Annotated in this window: 14 protein-coding genes; 4 read left to right on the forward strand and 10 right to left on the reverse strand. The window is 71.8% G+C overall.

Annotated features, from left to right (window positions below; all coding sequences use genetic code 11):
* Nucleotides 1-250: 250 nt before the first annotated feature.
* From whiA to uvrC, 4 genes are read right to left on the reverse strand one after another with little or no spacing between them, the layout of a single operon-like run.
* A complete protein-coding gene (gene whiA, locus ACWC91_RS34910) occupies nt 251-1240 on the reverse strand; it encodes a DNA-binding protein WhiA (protein ID WP_141362000.1) in 990 nt (329 codons plus the stop codon).
* Nucleotides 1231-2325: a gluconeogenesis factor YvcK family protein gene (locus ACWC91_RS34915; protein WP_225074155.1), complete on the reverse strand. Its 1095-nt coding sequence runs from the start codon at nt 2323-2325 to the stop codon at nt 1231-1233. The genes whiA and ACWC91_RS34915 overlap by 10 nt, the downstream gene beginning before the upstream one ends.
* Nucleotides 2322-3323 (reverse strand): RNase adapter RapZ, encoded by a 1002-nt coding sequence (gene rapZ, locus ACWC91_RS34920; RefSeq protein ID WP_225074156.1) that lies wholly within the window; start codon nt 3321-3323, stop codon nt 2322-2324. Before rapZ ends, ACWC91_RS34915 begins: the two co-directional genes overlap by 4 nt.
* Entirely contained in the window at nt 3320-5464 is a 2145-nt protein-coding gene (uvrC, locus tag ACWC91_RS34925) for an excinuclease ABC subunit UvrC (protein WP_450640590.1), read from the reverse strand. Before uvrC ends, rapZ begins: the two co-directional genes overlap by 4 nt.
* 279 nt (nt 5465-5743) lie before the next feature.
* Here uvrC and ACWC91_RS34930 point away from each other — a divergent pair, with 279 nt between their 5' ends.
* A complete protein-coding gene (locus tag ACWC91_RS34930) occupies nt 5744-6691 on the forward strand; it encodes a hypothetical protein (RefSeq protein ID WP_281157246.1) in 948 nt (315 codons plus the stop codon).
* A gap of 22 nt (nt 6692-6713) precedes the next feature.
* Here the strand turns inward: ACWC91_RS34930 and ACWC91_RS34935 are convergent, their stop codons facing one another.
* On the reverse strand, nt 6714-7142 hold the full coding sequence (locus tag ACWC91_RS34935) for a Rieske 2Fe-2S domain-containing protein (protein ID WP_450640589.1): 429 nt from the start codon (nt 7140-7142) through the stop codon (nt 6714-6716).
* Between the two features lie 166 nt (nt 7143-7308).
* Between ACWC91_RS34935 and ACWC91_RS34940 the strand changes: the two genes are divergently transcribed.
* Nucleotides 7309-8220 carry a carbohydrate kinase family protein gene (locus tag ACWC91_RS34940; protein ID WP_225074159.1) on the forward strand — a complete coding sequence of 304 codons (912 nt, stop codon included), beginning with the start codon at nt 7309-7311 and terminating at the stop codon, nt 8218-8220.
* 57 nt (nt 8221-8277) lie between these two features.
* Here the strand turns inward: ACWC91_RS34940 and uvrA are convergent, their stop codons facing one another.
* Nucleotides 8278-11316: an excinuclease ABC subunit UvrA gene (uvrA, locus tag ACWC91_RS34945; RefSeq protein WP_225074160.1), complete on the reverse strand. Its 3039-nt coding sequence runs from the start codon at nt 11314-11316 to the stop codon at nt 8278-8280.
* Between the two features lie 234 nt (nt 11317-11550).
* On the opposite strand from uvrA, the gene ACWC91_RS34950 reads away from it, so the two are divergent.
* Both ACWC91_RS34950 and ACWC91_RS34955 read left to right on the forward strand, forming a co-directional pair.
* Nucleotides 11551-12237, forward strand: coding sequence for a maleylpyruvate isomerase family mycothiol-dependent enzyme (locus tag ACWC91_RS34950; protein ID WP_225074161.1), 687 nt, complete (start codon nt 11551-11553; stop codon nt 12235-12237).
* Nucleotides 12238-12285: 48 nt separating this feature from the next.
* A complete protein-coding gene (locus ACWC91_RS34955) occupies nt 12286-12942 on the forward strand; it encodes an MBL fold metallo-hydrolase (RefSeq protein WP_225074162.1) in 657 nt (218 codons plus the stop codon).
* A 256-nt stretch (nt 12943-13198) separates the two neighbouring features.
* Here the strand turns inward: ACWC91_RS34955 and aroQ are convergent, their stop codons facing one another.
* The 4 genes from aroQ to ACWC91_RS34975 all read right to left on the reverse strand — a co-directional run bounded on the left by aroQ (nt 13199) and on the right by ACWC91_RS34975 (nt 18177).
* The gene (gene aroQ / locus ACWC91_RS34960) at nt 13199-13684 is read right to left on the reverse strand and encodes a type II 3-dehydroquinate dehydratase (RefSeq protein ID WP_225074163.1); all 486 of its coding nucleotides are present in this window, start codon (nt 13682-13684) and stop codon (nt 13199-13201) included.
* Between the two features lie 68 nt (nt 13685-13752).
* A complete protein-coding gene (locus tag ACWC91_RS34965) occupies nt 13753-14856 on the reverse strand; it encodes a calcium:proton antiporter (protein ID WP_225074164.1) in 1104 nt (367 codons plus the stop codon).
* Between the two features lie 67 nt (nt 14857-14923).
* Nucleotides 14924-15928: a TerC family protein gene (locus ACWC91_RS34970; RefSeq protein WP_281157243.1), complete on the reverse strand. Its 1005-nt coding sequence runs from the start codon at nt 15926-15928 to the stop codon at nt 14924-14926.
* A 176-nt stretch (nt 15929-16104) separates the two neighbouring features.
* Nucleotides 16105-18177, reverse strand: coding sequence for a TerD family protein (locus tag ACWC91_RS34975; RefSeq protein WP_376505566.1), 2073 nt, complete (start codon nt 18175-18177; stop codon nt 16105-16107).
* Nucleotides 18178-18224: the final 47 nt, after the last annotated feature.

Genomic DNA, 18224 nt, shown 5'->3' on the forward strand with positions numbered 1-18224 from the left:
GCGGCGCCCCCCGCCACCCCCCCCCCGCCCCCCCCCCGCGGGGGGGGGGGGCCCGGGGGCGGCCGGTCGGGGTGTGGTGACGGTCGATGTGAGGCGGCACGCCCGGTGGCGGCCTGCGGGGGCGGTCGGTGGTGCCGACCGACCCGTGGCGGGAGGACGCGGCCGAACGGAGTCGGCAGGGCGGTCGGGAACGATCAGGACGTGATCCGGTCCGGAGACGGGGCCGGGCCGGTCGGCCGGCCCGTGCGGGTCAGCCCGCCAGGTTGTCCGCCAGTTCGTCGGCGAGGTTCGCCTCGGTGCCGGGGATGCCGAGGTCGGAGGCCCGCTTGTCGGCCATGGCCAGCAGGCGGCGGATACGGCCGGCGACGGCGTCCTTGGTCAGCGGGGGGTCGGCGAGGGCGCCCAGCTCCTCCAGGGAGGCCTGCTTGTGCTCCATGCGCAGGCGTCCCGCGGCGGCGAGGTGCTCGGGGACGTCGTCGGCGAGGATCTCCAGGGCGCGGGCCACCCGCGCGCCGGCCGCGACGGCCGCGCGCGCCGAGCGGCGCAGGTTGGCGTCGTCGAAGTTGGCCAGGCGGTTGGCCGTGGCGCGCACCTCGCGGCGCATCCGCCGCTCCTCCCAGGCCAGCACGGACTCGTGGGCGCCCAGACGGGTCAGCAGGGCGCCGATCGCGTCGCCGTCACGGACCACCACCCGGTCCACGCCCCGCACCTCCCGGGCCTTCGCGGCGATGGACAGCCGGCGCGCGGCACCGACCAGCGCGAGGGCCGCCTCCGGGCCCGGGCAGGTCACCTCCAGGGAGGAGGAACGGCCCGGCTCGGTGAGCGAGCCGTGGGCCAGGAAGGCGCCGCGCCAGGCGGCCTCCGCGTCGCAGGTGGCCCCCGAGACCACCTGCGGCGGCAGGCCGCGGATCGGCCGGCCCCGACCGTCGACCAGACCGGTCTGGCGGGCCAGCTGGTCACCGCCCGCGACGACGCGCACGACGTAGCGCGAGCCGCGGCGCAGCCCGCCCGGCGCCATCACGATCAGCTCGGAGCTGTGACCGAAGATCTCCAGGATGTCCCGCTTCAGGCGCCGTGCCGCCATGGCGGTGTCCAGTTCCGCCTCGATCACGATCCGTCCGCTGACCAGGTGGAGGCCGCCGGCGAACCGCAGAAGGGCGGAGACCTCCGCCTTCCTGCAGCAGGTCCGGGTGACGGGGAGCCGGGAGATCTCGTCCTTCACCGCTGCCGTCATCGCCATGGGCCGATCCTTCCATGCATCCGAAAAATACGGTCGTACGCGGCGGCCAGCAGCTCCGGGTCGTGCCGCGGAGTTCCGTCCCTCCGGGCCACCGGCGCGAGCTCGACCGCGGCGCCGAACCGCTTGGCGGCCTCGGTCAGCACTTCGCGGTCGGGCACGGCGGCCTCGTCGGCCAGCACCACGTCCAGGGCGAGTTTAGGGGCGTGTCGTCCCAAAACCTCCAAATGACGCTGCGGGGAGAAGCCCTCGGTTTCTCCCGGCTGCGGCGCGAGGTTCAGGGACAGCACCCGGCGTGCCCTGGTCGCGGTGAGCGCGTCCAGAAGCTCGGGCACCAGCAGGTGCGGAATGACCGAGGAGAACCAGGAGCCGGGTCCGAGCACCACCCAGTCCGCGTCCAGGACCGCGTCCACGGCCTCGGGCACGGCGGGCGGGTCGTTCGGCACCAGGTGCACGGACTGCACCTCGCCCGAGGTGAGCGCGACGGTGGCCTGGCCGCGCACGGTGTCGACGTCCTCGGGCCGCTCCGGATCGTGCCCCTTGACCAGGGCCTGGAGCTCCAGGGGCACGGCGGACATGGGCAGCACGCGCCCGTGCGCCCCCAGCAGCTTGCCCACCAGGTCCAGCGCCTGGACATGGTCGCCGAGCTGTTCCCACAGGGCGACGATCAGCAGGTTGCCCACCGCGTGGTCGTGCAGGTCGCCCTGGGAGGTGAAGCGGTGCTGGATCACCCGGGCCCAGGTCTGGCCCCAGTCGTCGTCGCCGCACAGCGCGGCCAGCGCCTTGCGCAGGTCCCCGGGCGGCAGCACGCCCAGCTCGTCGCGCAGGCGCCCGCTGGAGCCCCCGTCGTCGGCCACCGTGACGACGGCGGTGAGGTCGCCGGTGATCCGGCGCAGTGCGGCGAGCGAGGCGGACAGGCCCATGCCGCCGCCGAGGGCGACCACCTTGGGCTGAGCGCCGCGGCGGCGCGCCCGGCCGCCCCGCGCCTCGGCCGGGCGCCCCGCGCGCGCCGCGATCGCCTGACGTGCCGAACGCCCCTCCGGCACCACCCGGCGCAGCCTGCTCAGCCGCGGAGTACGTCCGCTCACTCGCGCCCCATGTCCCGGTGGACGACGACGGTCTCCACGCCCTCGGCCGCGAGCCGCGCGGCGAGCTTCTCCGACGTGGCCACCGAGCGGTGCTTGCCGCCCGTGCAGCCGATCGCGATGGTCACGTACCGCTTGCCCTCGCGCCGGTAGCCGGCCGAGATGAGCCGCAGCAGCTCGGCGTAGCGGTCGAGGAACTCCTTGGCGCCGGGCTGGTTGAAGACGTACGCGGCGACCTCGTCGTTCAGGCCGGTGTACGGGCGCAGTTCGGGAACCCAGTGCGGGTTGGGCAGGAACCGCATGTCGGCGACCAGGTCGGCGTCGACCGGCAGGCCGTACTTGAAGCCGAACGACATCACGGTGGCCCGCAGTTCGGGCTCCTCCTCGCCGGCGAACTGGGCGTCCATCTTGGCGCGCAGTTCGTGCACGTTGAGGCTGGAGGTGTCGATCACCAGGTCGGCGTCGCCGCGCAGCTCGCGCAGCAGCTCACGCTCGGCGGCGATGCCGTCGACGATGCGTCCGTCGCCCTGGAGCGGGTGGGGCCGGCGCACCGACTCGAAGCGGCGCACCAGGGCCTCGTCCGAGGACTCCAGGAAAACGATCCGCCGGGTGACGTTCTTGGCCTCCAGGCCGGCCAGGGACTCGCGCAGGTTGTCGAAGAAGCGGCGGCCGCGGACGTCGACGACGACCGCGATGCGTGCCACGTTGCCCTGCGAGCGGGCACCGAGCTCCACCATGGTGGGGATCAGCGCCGGCGGCAGGTTGTCGACGACGAACCAGCCGAGGTCCTCCAGACATTTGGCGGCCGTGGACCGGCCTGCCCCGGACATGCCGGAGATGATCACCAGCTCGGGAATGGCCGCGTCGGGGACGCCGGCCGTGTCGATGCCCGTACTCACCTGTGCTCCGTTTTCCTTGGCCGCGCGCTCGTTCCGTTCCTCGCGTGGTCCCTCGTGGGACTGATCTCGCTCGGCGCTTCGCCGTGCGTCGTGCTCGGTCATGTCTCCTGCCCCCGTCGGTCGTCCGGAACGCCCGTGGACACGGGCGTCTCCGCGTCATCCGCCGTCGTCGCCGGTGGCGCTTCTTCCACGTCTTCCATGATCTCTCCAGTCGCCGTGTTGACGGCGGGTGCGGCCGGGGCCGCCTGGGCGAGTGCCGCGGCGATGGTCTCGGCCGTCTTGCGGCCTATACCGGGTACCCCGCAGATCTGGTCGATTGTCGCGGACCGCAGCCGCTTCACCGAGCCGAAATGCTTGATCAGCGCCTGTTTGCGTGTCTCGCCGAGGCCGGGCACGTCGTCCAGGGGCCCGGCCCGGAAGCGCTTGGCCCGTCTGGTGCGCTGGTAGGTGATGGCGAACCGGTGGGCCTCGTCGCGCACGCGTTGCAGCAGGTACAGGCCCTCGCTGCTGCGGGGCAGGACCACCGGGTCGTCGTCGCCGGGCAGCCAGACCTCCTCCAGGCGCTTGGCCAGTCCGCACACGGCGATGTCGTCGATGCCGAGTTCGTCAAGGGCCCGCTGGGCGGCCGCGACCTGGGGCTGCCCGCCGTCGACGACGACGAGCTGGGGCGGGTAGGCGAAGCGCTTGGGACGGCCGTCGTCCTCGGTGAGGGCACCGACGGGGCCGCCGGGTGCGCCGTCGAGCGAGCCGTCGAGGGAGCCGCCGGGTGAGCCGTTCACGGGGACGTCCTCGCCGTCGGCCCACTCGCCGGTCCTCTCCTTCTCCGCGAGGTAGCGCCTGAAGCGGCGGGTGATCACCTCGTGCATGGAGCGGACGTCGTCCTGGCCCTCGCCGTGCCAGAGCTGCGTGTCTCCGGCACGACCCTTGATCTGGAAGCGGCGGTACTCGCTCTTGCGCTGGAGGCCGTCCTCGAAGACGACCATGGAGGCCACCACGTCGTCGCCCTGGAGGTGGGAGATGTCGTAGCACTCGATCCTGAGGGGGGCGCTGTCCAGGTCGAGGGCCTCGGCGATCTCCTCCAGGGCACGCGAGCGCGTGGTGAGGTCGGAGGCGCGCTTGGTCTTGTGCAGGACGAGCCCCTGCTGGGCGTTGCGCTGCACGGTCTCCATGAGGGCCTTCTTGTCGCCGCGCTGCGGGATGCGCAGCGAGACGTTCGACCCGCGGCGCTCGGCGAGCCACTCCTGGACCGGTTCGACCGGGTCGGGCAGGGCCGGGACGAGGACCTCCTTGGGCACGGCGTCCCCGCTCTCCTCGCCGTACAGCTGCTGCAGGGCGTGCTCGACGAGGGCGGCGGTGGTGACGTCCTCCACCTTGTCGGTCACCCAGCCGCGCTGGCCGCGCACCCGTCCGCCGCGCACGTGGAAGATCTGCACCGCGGCCTCCAGCTCGTCCTCGGCGACGGCGATGAGGTCGGCGTCGGTCGCGTCGGCGAGCACGACCGCGTTCTTCTCCATGGCCTTCCTCAGGGCCTCGATGTCGTCGCGCAGGCGGGCGGCCCGCTCGTACTCCATCTCCTCGGCCGCCTCCGTCATCTGCTTCTCCAGGCGGCGCAGATACGTGCCGGTGCGGCCGGCCATGAAGTCGCAGAAGTCCTCGGCCAGTTCGCGGTGCTCCTCGGCGGAGACCCGGCCGACGCAGGGTGCGGAGCACTTGCCGATGTAACCCAGCAGGCAGGGGCGGCCGGTGCGGGCGGCGTTCTTGAAGACACCGGCCGAGCAGGTGCGCACCGGGAAGACGCGCAGCAGCAGGTCGACGGTGTCGCGGATGGCCCACGCGTGCCCGTACGGCCCGAAGTAGCGCACGCCCTTCTTCTTGTGGCCGCGCATCACCTGCACGCGAGGGGACTCCTCGTTCATCGTCACCGCGAGGTACGGGTAGCTCTTGTCGTCGCGGTACTTGACGTTGAACCGGGGGTCGAACTCCTTGATCCAGGAGTACTCCAGCTGCAGCGCCTCGACCTCCGTGGACACCACCGTCCACTCCACGGACGCGGCCGTGGTGACCATGCTGCGGGTGCGCGGGTGAAGGTTCGCGAGGTCCTGGAAGTAGTTCGCCAGGCGCTGGCGCAGGCTCTTGGCCTTTCCGACGTAGATGACCCGGCGGTACTCGTCACGGAACCGGTAGACCCCGGGGGAGTCCGGGACGTCTCCCGGCTTGGGGCGGTAGCTGGAGGGGTCGGCCATGACTCAACCCTACTGTCGAGCACCGACACCGCGGCGGCCCTCCACGACCCGGGCCGCGACGTGCCCCGGCCGGGGCTGCTTCCTTGGCCAGGAGCGCACTCCTGTCGGGTCTCAGGTGTTGTCGGGACTTGGTCAACACGCTTCAATGCCTTGGAACTCGGGGCCGTGAACGACGGCCTACGGATGTGAAGAACCCTGCCTTCGCGCGGGGCGGCCCCGACGACCCGCGTGAGGGGTCCGCCCGCCGAGCCGCCCGCACCTTCACAGAAAGGCCCGCGCATGCCGCACGCCCCACAGCAGGCGGACGTCGCCACCGCGGAACTGGACACGGTCCTGCGGGGCGGCCCCTTCCACGTGGCGCTGCGCGCCGCGATCGCCGCTCGTGGACTGCCGTTGCAGCGCGTGCAGCACCATCTGACGCGCTACGGGGTGAAGGTCGGCGTCACCAGCCTCAGCTACTGGCAGCAGGGTGCCCGGCGCCCGCAGCGCCCGGAGTCGCTGCGGGCCGTACGGGCGCTGGAGGAGATCCTGCGGTTGCCGGACGAGTCTCTGATCCGGCTGCTGGCCGACGCCGACGAGCACACGGCCGGCGGGCGGCCCGCCGTCCGCTCCTACCGCTCCCTGGTCCGGGCCTCGGACGTGCTGCGCGGGCTGCTGGCGGAGCTGGACTGCCCGCCCGGCGGCGGGCTGCACGTGCTCGGGCACCACGAGCGGGTGCTGATCGGAGCGCGGCGCGAACTCGCGGGCCGCGAGTCCGAGCACATCGTGCGCGCCCACCGGGACGGCGTGGACCGTTTCGTGGCCGTCCATCACGGCGATCCGGGCTGCGCGCCGGAGCGGATGACCGTGCGGGCCCTGGAGAACTGCCGCACCGGCCGGATACGCCGGCACCACGACACCGGGGTGCTGGTGGCCGAGCTGCTCTTCGACACCCGGCTGCGGGCCGGCGACACGTTCCTGTTCCGGCACGGCGTGGACGACGGAACGGCCGGGACGACGCGCGAGTACGTCCGGGAGTTCTCCTCCGCGGGCGGCCAGTACGCTCTTCAGGTCCGATTCGACGCCGGCACCCTGCCGGTGCGCTGCCACCGGTTCACTCAGGCGTCGGCGGCGGCTCCGCGCAGCGGCCGCAGGGAGCTGCCGGTGAGCGAGCGGCACCGTTCGGTGCACCTCGTTGAGCCGCGCGTGCGGTCGGGGACCGTGGGGGTCGGCTGGGAGTGGGAGTGAGCGGGCCGGGCGACGGTGAACGTCAGGCGCCGGGTCCGGCGACGAGCCTGCCGCCCTCGGCCCGCACGGGCAGTTCGGGCAGCGGCGTGCTCGCCGGGGAGCGCACCACCTCGCCGGTCGTGGCGTCGAACTCGCTGCCGTGGCAGGGGCAGATCAGCTTCGTCCCCTGGAGCTTGTTGATCGGGCACTGCGCGTGCGTGCAGATCGTGCTGAACGCCTTGAGGGTGCCGTCCGCGCCCCGGCTGACCACCACGTTGTGGTCCCGGTACAGCTTGGCGCCGCCCTCGGGGACCTCGCTCTCGGCGCCGAGGTCGACCGGCGCGGTGGGCGTGGCGCGGGTCGTGACGCCGCCGCCGATCGGTCCGCAGGCGGTGAGCCCGAGCGCGACGGCGGGGGTGAGGGCCGCTCCCCGCAGGATCGTGCGGCGGCTGGCGGAGGGGCGGCCGGACATGAAGGCCTCCACTGGTCAAGGGGCTGGACAACGCCGACGATACCCACCGGGCCCGGACCGGACGGGGGCGGGTCGGACGGACGCGGACGACCCGGGCCGGCGTTGTACCACCGGCGCGCAATGGGATAGCTTCCCGGCCCGAGCTGTCCGAGAGAGGAACCGACTCGTGATCGTCGTCGCCGGTGAGGCCCTGATCGACCTGGTACCGCGGGGAAGGGGCGCCCTCGCGGACCTCAGACCGGCGCTCGGCGGCGGCCCGTACAACACGGCCGTCGCGCTGGGCCGCCTCGGTTCGCCCACGGCGTTCTGCTCCCGCACGTCGTACGACGCCTTCGGCGAGGCCCTGCTCGACGGGCTGCGGGGGGCCGGGGTGGACGTGTCCGGTGTGCAGCGCGGCGCCGAGCCGACGACGCTGGCGGTCGCCACGGTCGGCACCGACGGCTCCGCCGCGTACTCGTTCTACGTCGACGGCACCGCCGACCGTCTGTTCACAGCGCCCGCCGCCCTTCCCGCCGGAACCCGCGCGGTGTCCTTCGGCACCTGCTCGCTGGTGCTGGAGCCGGGCGCGACCGCCTACGAGGAGCTGATGCGGACGGCTTCCGCGCAGGGTGTGTTCACCGCGCTGGACCCGAACGTCCGGCCCGGACTGATCGCGGACGCCGACGCCTACCGGGCGCGTTTCGCGAGCTGGCTGCCCTCGGTGTCGCTGCTGAAGCTCTCCGAGGAGGACGCGGGGTGGCTGGGCGGCACTCCGCGCGAGTGGCTGGCCGCCGGGCCCGGGGCGGTGGTGATCACCCACGGCGGCGACGGGCTCACCGCGTACACCCGGGACGGCGCGGAGCACTCCGTTCCGGGCGAGAAGGTGGACGTCGTCGACACCATCGGCGCGGGCGACACCGTGAACGCGGCCCTGCTGCACGGACTGGCCGTGCAGGACGCCCTCTCCCCCGAGGGCCTCGCGGGCCTCGGCGCCTCGGGCTGGAGCCGGCTGCTGCGGTTCGCGGCCCGCGCGGCGGCGATCACTTGCTCGCGCGCGGGAGCGGAGCCGCCGTACGCGGCGGAGGTGGGCGCGCCGTAGACCTCCGGTGCGAACAGCGCCCCGCGGGCGTACCCGCGGGGCGCTTGCCGGACTGGCTCAGGCCTTGCGGGCCCGCGTCGTCTTCTTCGCGGGCGTCGCCTTCTTCGCGGGCGTCGCCTTCTTGCTCGCCGTGCTGTTGGCCTTGGTCGTCGTCCTCGCCGTGGCCGTCTTGCGGGTCGTCGACGCGGCCGCGACGGCCTTCTTGGCTGCGGTCCCGCGCGGGGCCTTGGCCGAGGATGCGGCATCGCTGATCCGGTCCGGCTGAAGGATCTCGCGCAGGAACTTCCCGGTGTGGCTGGCCGGGACGCCGGCGACCTGCTCGGGCGTGCCCTCGGCGATGACCAGGCCGCCGCCGGCGCCGCCCTCGGGGCCCATGTCGACGACCCAGTCGGCGGTCTTGATCACATCGAGGTTGTGCTCGATGACGATGACCGTGTTGCCCTTGTCAACCAGTCCGGACAGCACCTTCAGCAGCTTGCTGATGTCCTCGAAGTGCAGACCGGTGGTGGGCTCGTCCAGGACGTAGACCGTGCGCCCGGTGGAGCGGCGCTGCAGCTCGCTGGCGAGCTTCACGCGCTGCGCCTCACCGCCGGACAGGGTGGTCGCGGACTGCCCGAGCCGGACGTAACCGAGGCCGACGTCCTTGAGGGTCTTGAGGTGGCGGGCGATCGCCGGGACCGCCTCGAAGAACTCGGTCGCCTCCTCGATCGGCATGTTGAGCACGTCGGCGATGGACTTGCCCTTGTAGTGGACTTCCAGGGTCTCCCGGTTGTAGCGGGCGCCGTGACAGACCTCGCAGGGGACGTAGACGTCCGGCAGGAAGTTCATCTCGATCTTGATGGTGCCGTCGCCCGCGCAGTTCTCGCAGCGCCCGCCCTTGACGTTGAAGGAGAAGCGGCCGGGCTGGTAGCCCCGGACCTTCGCCTCGGTGGTCTCGGCGAACAGCTTGCGGATGTGGTCGAAGACGCCGGTGTACGTCGCCGGGTTGGACCGCGGGGTACGGCCGATGGGCGACTGGTCGACGTGCACCACCTTGTCCACGAGGTCGTCGCCGTCCACGCGCGTGTGCCGGCCGGGCACGTTGCGGGCGCCGTTCAGCTCGCGGGCCAGGTGGGTGTACAGGATGTCGTTGACCAGCGTCGACTTGCCGGAACCGGAGACTCCGGTGACCGCCGTGAACAGGCCGAGCGGGAAGGACACGTCGATGTCCTTCAGGTTGTTCTCCCGGGCGCCGTGCACGGTGAGCTGGCGGGACGGGTCGAGCGGGCGCCGGATGTCGGGCAGCGGGATCGCCTTCTGGCCGGACAAGTACTGCCCGGTCTGCGACTCGGCGTTGGCGAGCAGTTCCTTCAGGGAGCCGCTGTGCACGACCTTGCCGCCGTGCTCGCCCGCGCCGGGGCCGATGTCGACGATCCAGTCGGCGGTCTTGATGGTGTCCTCGTCGTGCTCGACGACGATGAGCGTGTTGCCCATGTCGCGCAGCCGGACCAGGGTCTCGATCAGCCGGTGGTTGTCGCGCTGGTGCAGGCCGATGGACGGCTCGTCGAGGACGTACAGGACGCCGACGAGGCCGGAGCCGATCTGGGTGGCCAGGCGGATGCGCTGGGCCTCGCCGCCGGAGAGCGTGCCGGCCGCGCGGTTCAGCGAGAGGTAGTCGAGGCCGACGTCGACCAGGAACCGCAGCCGCTCGTTGACCTCCTTGAGGACGCGCTCGGCGATCTTCTTGTCGCGCGCGTCCAGCTTCAGTCCGCGCAGGAAGTCCGCGCAGTCGCTGATGGACATCGCGGAGATCTCGGCGATCGACTTGCCCATGAGCGTGACCGCGAGGACGACCGGCTTCAGGCGCGTGCCCTCACAGGTGGGGCAGGGCACCTCGCGCATGTAGCCCTCGAAGCGCTCGCGGCTGGCGTCGCTCTCGGCCTCGCTGTGCCGGCGCTTGACGAACGGCACGGCGCCCTCGAAGGGCGTGGTGTAGACGCGCTCGCGCCCGTACCGGTTGCGGTAGCGGACCTCGATCTGCGTCCTGTGGCCGTAGAGCAGGGCCTTCTTGGCGCGCTGCGGCAGGCCCGCGAAGGGGATGTCGGTGCGGAAGCCGAGGGCGTCGGCGAGGGCGCCGACCAGCCGGCCGAAGTAGTCCTTGGTGTGCCCGTGCGACCAGGGGTGGATGGCGCCCTCGTCGAGGGACTTCTCCTCGTCCGGGACGATCAGCTCCGGGTCGACCTCCATGCGGGTGCCGATGCCGGTGCACTCGGGGCAGGCGCCGAAGGGCGAGTTGAAGGAGAAGGAACGGGGCTCCATCTCCTCGAAGGACAGGTCGTCGTACGGGCAGTACAGGTGCTCCGAGTACATCCGCTCGCGCTCGGGGTCGTCCTCGGGCAGGTCGACGAAGTCGAGCACGACCATGCCGCCGGACAGGCCGAGCGCGGTCTCGACGGAGTCGGTGAGGCGGCGCTTGGCGGAGTCCTTCACCGTGAGGCGGTCGACGACCACCTCGATGGTGTGCTTCTCCTGCTTCTTCAGCGTGGGCGGGTGGGAGAGCTGGATGGTCTCGCCGTCCACGCGCGCGCGGGAGTAGCCCTTGGTCTGGAGGTCGGCGAAGAGGTCGACGAACTCGCCCTTGCGCTCGCGCACCAGCGGAGAGAGCACCTGGAAGCGGCTTCCCTCCGGCAGCTCGAGCACCCTGTCGACGATGGCCTGCGGCGACTGCCGTGAGATCGGGCGGCCGCACTCGGGGCAGTGCGGCTTGCCGATGCGGGCGAAGAGCAGGCGCAGGTAGTCGTAGACCTCGGTGATGGTGCCGACCGTCGAGCGCGGGTTGCGCGAGGTCGACTTCTGGTCGATGGAGACCGCCGGCGAGAGACCCTCGATGAAGTCGACGTCCGGCTTGTCCATCTGGCCGAGGAACTGGCGGGCGTACGAGGAGAGCGACTCCACGTAGCGCCGCTGGCCCTCGGCGAAGATGGTGTCGAAGGCCAGGGAGGACTTGCCCGACCCGGACAGGCCCGTGAAGACGATGAGCGAGTCCCGAGGCAGGTCGAGCGAGACGTTCTTCAGGTTGTGCTCGCGCGCGCCACGGACGATGAGACGGTCGGCCACGCCGGTCCGCACCTTTCTTGAGAGAAGTGACAGGGGCGGGGCCCCCGTGCTTTCTCAGACTAGGGGGAGCCACTGACAACGCCGGGCGGGATTCCCGGATGCGCCCGGATACACAACAATCCCCGGCTCTCCAGCATGCCCGATGCCGCATCCGACCTTATAGCACGTACATTCGATTTATGGCCGTCCTTCACCGCCTTCACCCGAAGGTGTGGCGGGACTAGGGTCGGCGTCATGATTGATCACGCGCGCGACCTGGCGTCTGTGCAGGACGCAACCGAACGACTGCTGACCGCTGTCGGCAAGCTGGACAACGCGGCTGTGACCGACCAGTCACGACTGCCCGGCTGGACCCGGGGCCACATCCTGGCCCACCTCGCCCGCAACGCGGACGCGCTGGTGAACGTTTTCGAGGGCCGTCCCATGTACGCGTCCGCCGAGGCCCGGGACGCCGACATCGAGCGGGACGCCCCGCGCCCCCTCGACGCCCAGGTCGCCGACGTGCGCGACACCGCGGCCCGCTTCCAGCGGACGGCGGCCGAGCCCGCGGACTGGTCGCGGACCGTGGAGCTGCGCAACGGCGTCACCGACTCCGCGTCCCGGGTGCCCTTCCGGCGCTGGGTGGAGGTCGAGCTGCACCACGTGGACCTCGGCATCGGCCACGAGCTCGAGGACCTGCCTGCGGAGTTCGTCGAGCGGGAGATCGAGTTCCTGGCCCAGCGGTTCTCCGGGCACCCGGACGTGCCGCCGGCCCGGCTGACGGACGGCACGCACGCGTGGGACACGGGCCGCGAGGCGGACGAGCCCGCGGTCACGGTCACGGGGGGCCGGGCGGACCTGCTCGGCTGGCTCGCGGGGCGCCGCGACGGATCCGCCCTGACGGTGGCGGGCGGCGCGCTCCCGGCACTGCCGCCGCTGTAACCGCGTGCGCGGTCCCCGGGCGGCTGCCCCCGCTATAGGCTGACGGCCATGACGTACAGCGGAGAGGTGAAGGTCGGCGGCCCGGCGGACGTGCACGAGCTGAAGGACCTGATGATCACCAAGATCGCGGTCGGCCCGATGGACAACAACGCCTATCTGCTGCGCTGCCGGGCCACGGACGAGCAACTGCTGATCGACGCGGCGAACGACGCGCACACGCTGCTCGGCATGATCGGTGACGACGGCATCGCCTCCGTCGTCACCACCCACCGGCACGCCGACCACTGGCAGGCGCTGGCGGAGGTCGTGGCGGCCACGCGCGCGCGTACGTACGCGGGACGGGACGACGCCGAGGGCATCCCGGTGCCGACCGACGTCCTCGTGGGCGACGGGGACACCGTGCGGGTGGGGCAGGTGGAACTCACCGCGCGCCACCTCGTCGGCCACACCCCCGGCTCGATCGCGCTGGTCTACGACGATCCGCACGGGCATCCGCACGTGTTCACGGGCGACTGCCTCTTCCCCGGCGGGGTGGGCAACACCCACAAGGACCCGAAGGCGTTCGCCAGCCTGATCCACGACGTGGAGACGAAGATCTTCGACGTCCTCCCGGACGAGACCTGGGTCTACCCGGGCCACGGCAACGACACCACGCTGGGCGCCGAGCGCCCGCATCTGCCGGAGTGGCACGCGCGCGGCTGGTGAACGGGCGGTGGCTGGCTGAACGGGCGGCGGGTGGTGAACGGGCGGCTTACGGCCGCTCACCGTTCCCTGCCCGTGCGCCCCGCGCACCCCGTGTGAACCCCTTGCACACAGCGGCGGCACGCACCCGCTCCCCCTCCGCGTCGTCGCGCAGTCGACTGGGGGCAGCCCCGCACGGGAAGACGGCTCCCGCGCGGTACGGGCCGCCGGTCTTCTGTCCCGCCCTCGACCGGCGGCCCCGGCCACGCGCCGCGGGCGGCTACGCGTCGGCCGCCCGCTGTGCGCCGGCCAGTGCCGCGACCCGCTCCACCGCGAACGCGTAGCCCTGCACTCCGCACCCGGCGATGACGCCGTCGGCGCGCAGGGAGACGTAGGAGTGGTGCCGGAACTGCTCGCGCTGATGGATGTTGGAGATGTGCACCTCCACCACCGGCATCCCGTCGCAGGTGTTGAGCGCGTCGAGGATGGCGACGGAGGTGTGCGAGTAGGCGGCGGGGTTGATGACGATTCCGCAGTGGTTCAGCCGGGCCTCGTGGATCCAGTCGACCAGTTCGCCCTCGTGGTTGGACTGGCGGAAGTCGACCGTGCCGCCGTGCGCCGCGGCTGCCTTGGCGCACAGTGCCTCGACGTCCGCGAGCGTGTCGGAGCCGTAGATCTCCGGCTGCCGCTGGCCGAGCAGGTTCAGGTTGGGGCCGTTCAGGACCATGATCGGCGCAGTCGCGAGGGTGCGGGCGGGACGGGTCATATCGGGCCTCCGGTGAGATCGGTGCTTCGGTGGAGGTCTATCACGCGGCACCGGAGGCCCGTCCGCCGTTAAGGATTGATCGCCAGTTCCAAATAGGCGGCCAGCAGAACCAGATGGACACCGCCCTGCAAGGGGGTGGCCCGCCCCGGGACCACGGTGAGGGTGCCGACGACGATGGTCAGCGCGAGCAGCACCATATGGGTGGCTCCGAGGCCCAGCATCAGCGGCCCTGGCAGCCAGAACGACGCGATCGCCACCGCGGGGATGGTGAGGCCGATACTGGCCATGGCCGAGCCGAGCCCGAGATTCAGGCTGATCTGCACCCTGTCGCGGCGGGCGGCGCGCACCGCGGCGATCGTCTCCGGCAGCAGGATGAGCAACGCGATGAGCACACCCACCACGGCGTGCGGCAGGCCGGCGCTGTCGATGGCGGTTTCGATGGTGGGCGACACGCCCTTGGCCAGGCCTACGACGCCCACAAGGGCCATACCGAGCAGGGCGAGGCTGGTGAGAGTGACCCGGGTGGTGGGCTTTTCGATGTGCTCCGGGGCCGAGATGACCTCGCCCTGGCGGGTCAGAGGGAGGAAGTACGCGCGGTGGCGCACGGTCTGGGTCGTGACAAACAATCCGTAGAGCACCAGGGAGGCCAGCGCGGCGAAGGTGAGTTGGGCCGGGGAGTACTCCGGTCCGGGCTTGCTGGTGGTGAAGGTCGGCAGCACGAGGCAGAGAGTGGCCAGGGTGGCGACCGTCGCGAGGGCCGCGCCGGAGCCCTCGGGATTGAAGATGGCGACCTTGTGCCGCAGCGAACCCACGAGCAGGCTCAGACCGACGATGCCGTTACAGGTGATCATCACCGCGGCGAACACGGTGTCGCGGGCGAGCGTGGCGCTCTTGTCACCGCCGTCGATCATCAAGGTCACGATGAGCGCGACCTCGATGACCGTGACGGCGACCGCGAGGATGAGGGAGCCGAAGGGTTCGCCCACCCGGTGGGCGACGATCTCGGCGTGGTGCACCGCGGCCAGGACCGCGCCAGCCAGGACCAGGGTCAGCAGCCCGACGATCCCACCGGGCAGGGAACGACCCCAGGTGAAGACCAGGAGGACGACCGCTAGCACCGGCACAACGGCCGTCCACTGCGCCATGAGGAAGTCCCTGAGCCGCGGGATCACGCCTCGATCCTTACAGGGTTGCGGGTCCTTCGCATGCGCGGTGCCCGCTCGTGCCTCGTCCTGGTGATCAAGCATTCACACGGTCCTTCGTCTCGTCGCCGTGATGTTCCTGCACCTCCTCCGCCTCAGCCTGTTTCCTGGCGGCAATCAGGCTGGTGACGGTGGTGACGGCCAGAACCGCGCAGATCACGCCGAGGGAGACCGGGATGCTGATCTCGGGGACATGCACGCCGGACTCGTGCAGCGCGTGCAGCACCAGCTTGACGCCGATGAAGCCGAGGATCACCGACAGGCCGTAGGACAGGTGGACCAGCTTCTTGAGCAGGCCGCCTATCAGGAAGTACAACTGCCGGAGGCCCATCAGCGCGAAGGCGTTGGCGGTGAAGACGATGTACGGGTCCTGGGTGAGGCCGAAGATCGCGGGGATGGAGTCGAGGGCGAACAGGATGTCGGTGGTGCCGATCGCGAGCATCACGACCAGCATCGGCGTCATCACCCGCTTGCCGTTCTGCCGGATCCACAGCCGGGTGCCGTGGTAGCGGTCGGCCACGCCGAAGCGGCGCTCGGCGGCCTTGAGCAGCTTGTTCTCCTCGAAATCCCCTTCCTCGTCCCCGCCGGAGCGGGCCTCCTTGATGAGCTTCCAGGCGGTCCAGATCAGGAAGGCGCCGAAGAGGAAGAACACCCACGAGAAGCTCGCGATGATCGCGGCTCCGGCGGCGATGAAGCCGGCCCGCAGCACCAGGGCTATGAGGACGCCGATCATCAGCACCCGCCGCTGGTACTGCGACGGCACGGCGAACTTGGCCATGATCAGGACGAAGACGAAGAGGTTGTCGACGCTCAGCGACTTCTCGGTGATGAAGCCGGCGAAGAACTCGCCGGCCGGCCGGCCGCCGCCGAAGACGAGCAGACCGAGCCCGAAGAGACCGGCCAGGACGACCCAGACGGCCGTCCAGATCCCGGCTTCCTTGATCGACACGTCATGGGGTTTGCGGCCGATGAAGAAGTCGACGGCGATCAGGGCGGCCAGGCCGATGATGGTCAGGACCCACAGGGACAACGAGACATTCACAGGACAAAACGGTACCCGAACACCAAGGAATGGTAAAGCGAAAGGCAAAGGAAAGATCAAAGTGGCAGGTCAGAAGGGTTTACGATTCCTTGGGAAGAGGTGGTGCGGGGCGTGTACCCGGGTTCAGCGGTTCCAGTCGCGACGACTGAGGCGACCGAGGCCCCGGTCGGGACCGCTCAACGGTTCCAGTCGCGCCGGGCCGCCGCGGCCTCGGTGAGCACCAGTTGGAGCACCTGGCTGCCCGGCGGCACCACCGGCGGCTCGTACGTCCAGGCGTGTCCGACCCAGGGGTCGGCGAGGTGGTCGTCGGGCACCGGGGTCAGCCGCATCAGCGAACGCCACAGCGGGTCGAGCAGCGGGCCGTAGGCGGCGGCGTCCTCGCGGTCGGCGACCATCATCAGGTGGACACCCACGGCCGGACCCTCGTCGGCGAGGTAGCGCAACTGGGTCACGGCGCGGTCGTCGAATCCGTGCGGGAAGTCGTTGACGATCAGCAGCTGTTCGGCGGCGTCGAAGCCGGGCGGCAGCGCGTCCGGCGCGCCCCCGCGCACGGCCATCTGCACCAGGTCGACCCGCTGGGTGAGCCGGCTCAGGACATCGGCGACCCCGGCGGCGCCGGCCGCGGGCGGTCCCGCGAGCACGCCCGTGTGCACCAGGGGCGCGAGTGCCCGCGCTCCGGATCCGGCCGGGTCGATGACGTGGACGCCGAACTCGCCCGCCGGGTAGACGGCGATCAGCCGGGCCGCGTGCGCCACGGCCGCCTCCATCGCCAGGCGGCGCCGTTCGCCCGCGTCCGCGAAGGATTCGTCGGGGGACGCCCAGCGGCCGCTGTCGATCCACAGGCCGCGCTCCAGCGGCAGCCGGATCAGCATGGGGATGCGCAGGAACGGGTCCTCGGGCAGGTGGAGATCGCCGAGGCGTACCGCCATGGGGATCTCCATCGGCACGCGGTAGCCGTGCCAGACCGGGTTGTCCCAGCGGGCGTACGCCGCCGGCAGAGCCGGCTCGACGACCTCGGACTCGTCGGTGAGCTGGGCCAGGTCTCTGTCGAGCGACGCTCTGGCCTGGTCGACGAGCCGCGCGTGCTTGGCACGGGCCGCCTCCCGGGCGGCATCGCCCTGACCGCCGATGCGGCTGCGCGGGTCGGACAGGACCTGGTCCAGCTCCTTCTCCATGCGCGACTCGGCGAAGTCGACGGCACTGCGGTAGGCGGCCGTGGTGCGGGCCAGGTCCTCGAACATCCCCCAGACCTGGTTGTAGAGCCGCTCCTCCATCGACCACCCGGTCGCGTCCCCCGCGACGGGTCGCGCGGGCTGCCCGTCGTGGCCAGGACTCGCGGCCGGTGCGGCCGGCGGCGCCGCGGGCTGCCCGGACGGGGCCGAAGGCTGTCGGGACGGGGGTGCGGGCTCTCCGGGCGGGGGCGGGGGTGCGGGCTGTCGCCGCGGGTGCCGGTAGTCGATGGTTCCGCCCGCGGGCACCGATGTCGCCGGTCCGGCCGCGGGGGTCCCGCCTCCGGATCCTCCTGGGCCCGCGGGCTGCGGCGCCGAGGGGCCGGCGGTCCCGGAGACCTGTCCCTCGTGGGAAGAACCCTCGTGGGAGGAAACGGAAGCAGCGGGGTTCGGCCGGGGCGGCGCGGAGGCCTGGTGGGAACGGGCGTCATCCGTCGTGCGCGGCGGGGGTGCCGCCACTGAGCGGGCCAGGCCCTCGGCCACCGCCTCCTCGGCTGCGGTGGCCAGTTCGGCGGCCTGGGTCAGCCCCAGGTCGCTGAGAAGTTCGGTGAGACCGCCCGCGTAGCCCTGGCCGACGGCACGCACTTTCCAGGCATCCTGGCGGCGGTACAGCTCCACGGCGATCACGGCGGACTCGGCGTCCAGGCCGGTGATCGTGTAGCTGGCGAGTTCGGCGCCGTCCGGGCCGGTGACCGCGACGAAGGGGGCGGCGACCGCGCCGAACCGGCTCGGGCCCCCACCCGCGGCGGGCAGGGCCAGCAGCACGTCGAGGCGGTGCACCGCCTCGGGTATGGCACCCAGGTCGACGGCGAGCCGGTGGTCGGCTGCTGCCTGGCGCGAGACCTCCAGACCGGGCAGGACGGGAGCGCCGGGGTGCACCACCCACTCGGCGCCCCGCGCCCTGCCGCTGTCGTCGCTGAGCGTGGCCGCCGCCACGACCGGACAGCCGGCCGAGATCCGGATCTCCAGGCGGACCTCGGAGAGCGGGTGGTTCTGCCCCCGCACCAGCTCGGCCGTCATCGCCTTCGTCCCCCTGGTGTCATGTGCTGTCGTGCGCCGACCGTCCG

This window comes from Streptomyces sp. NPDC001204 (assembly GCF_053598035.1).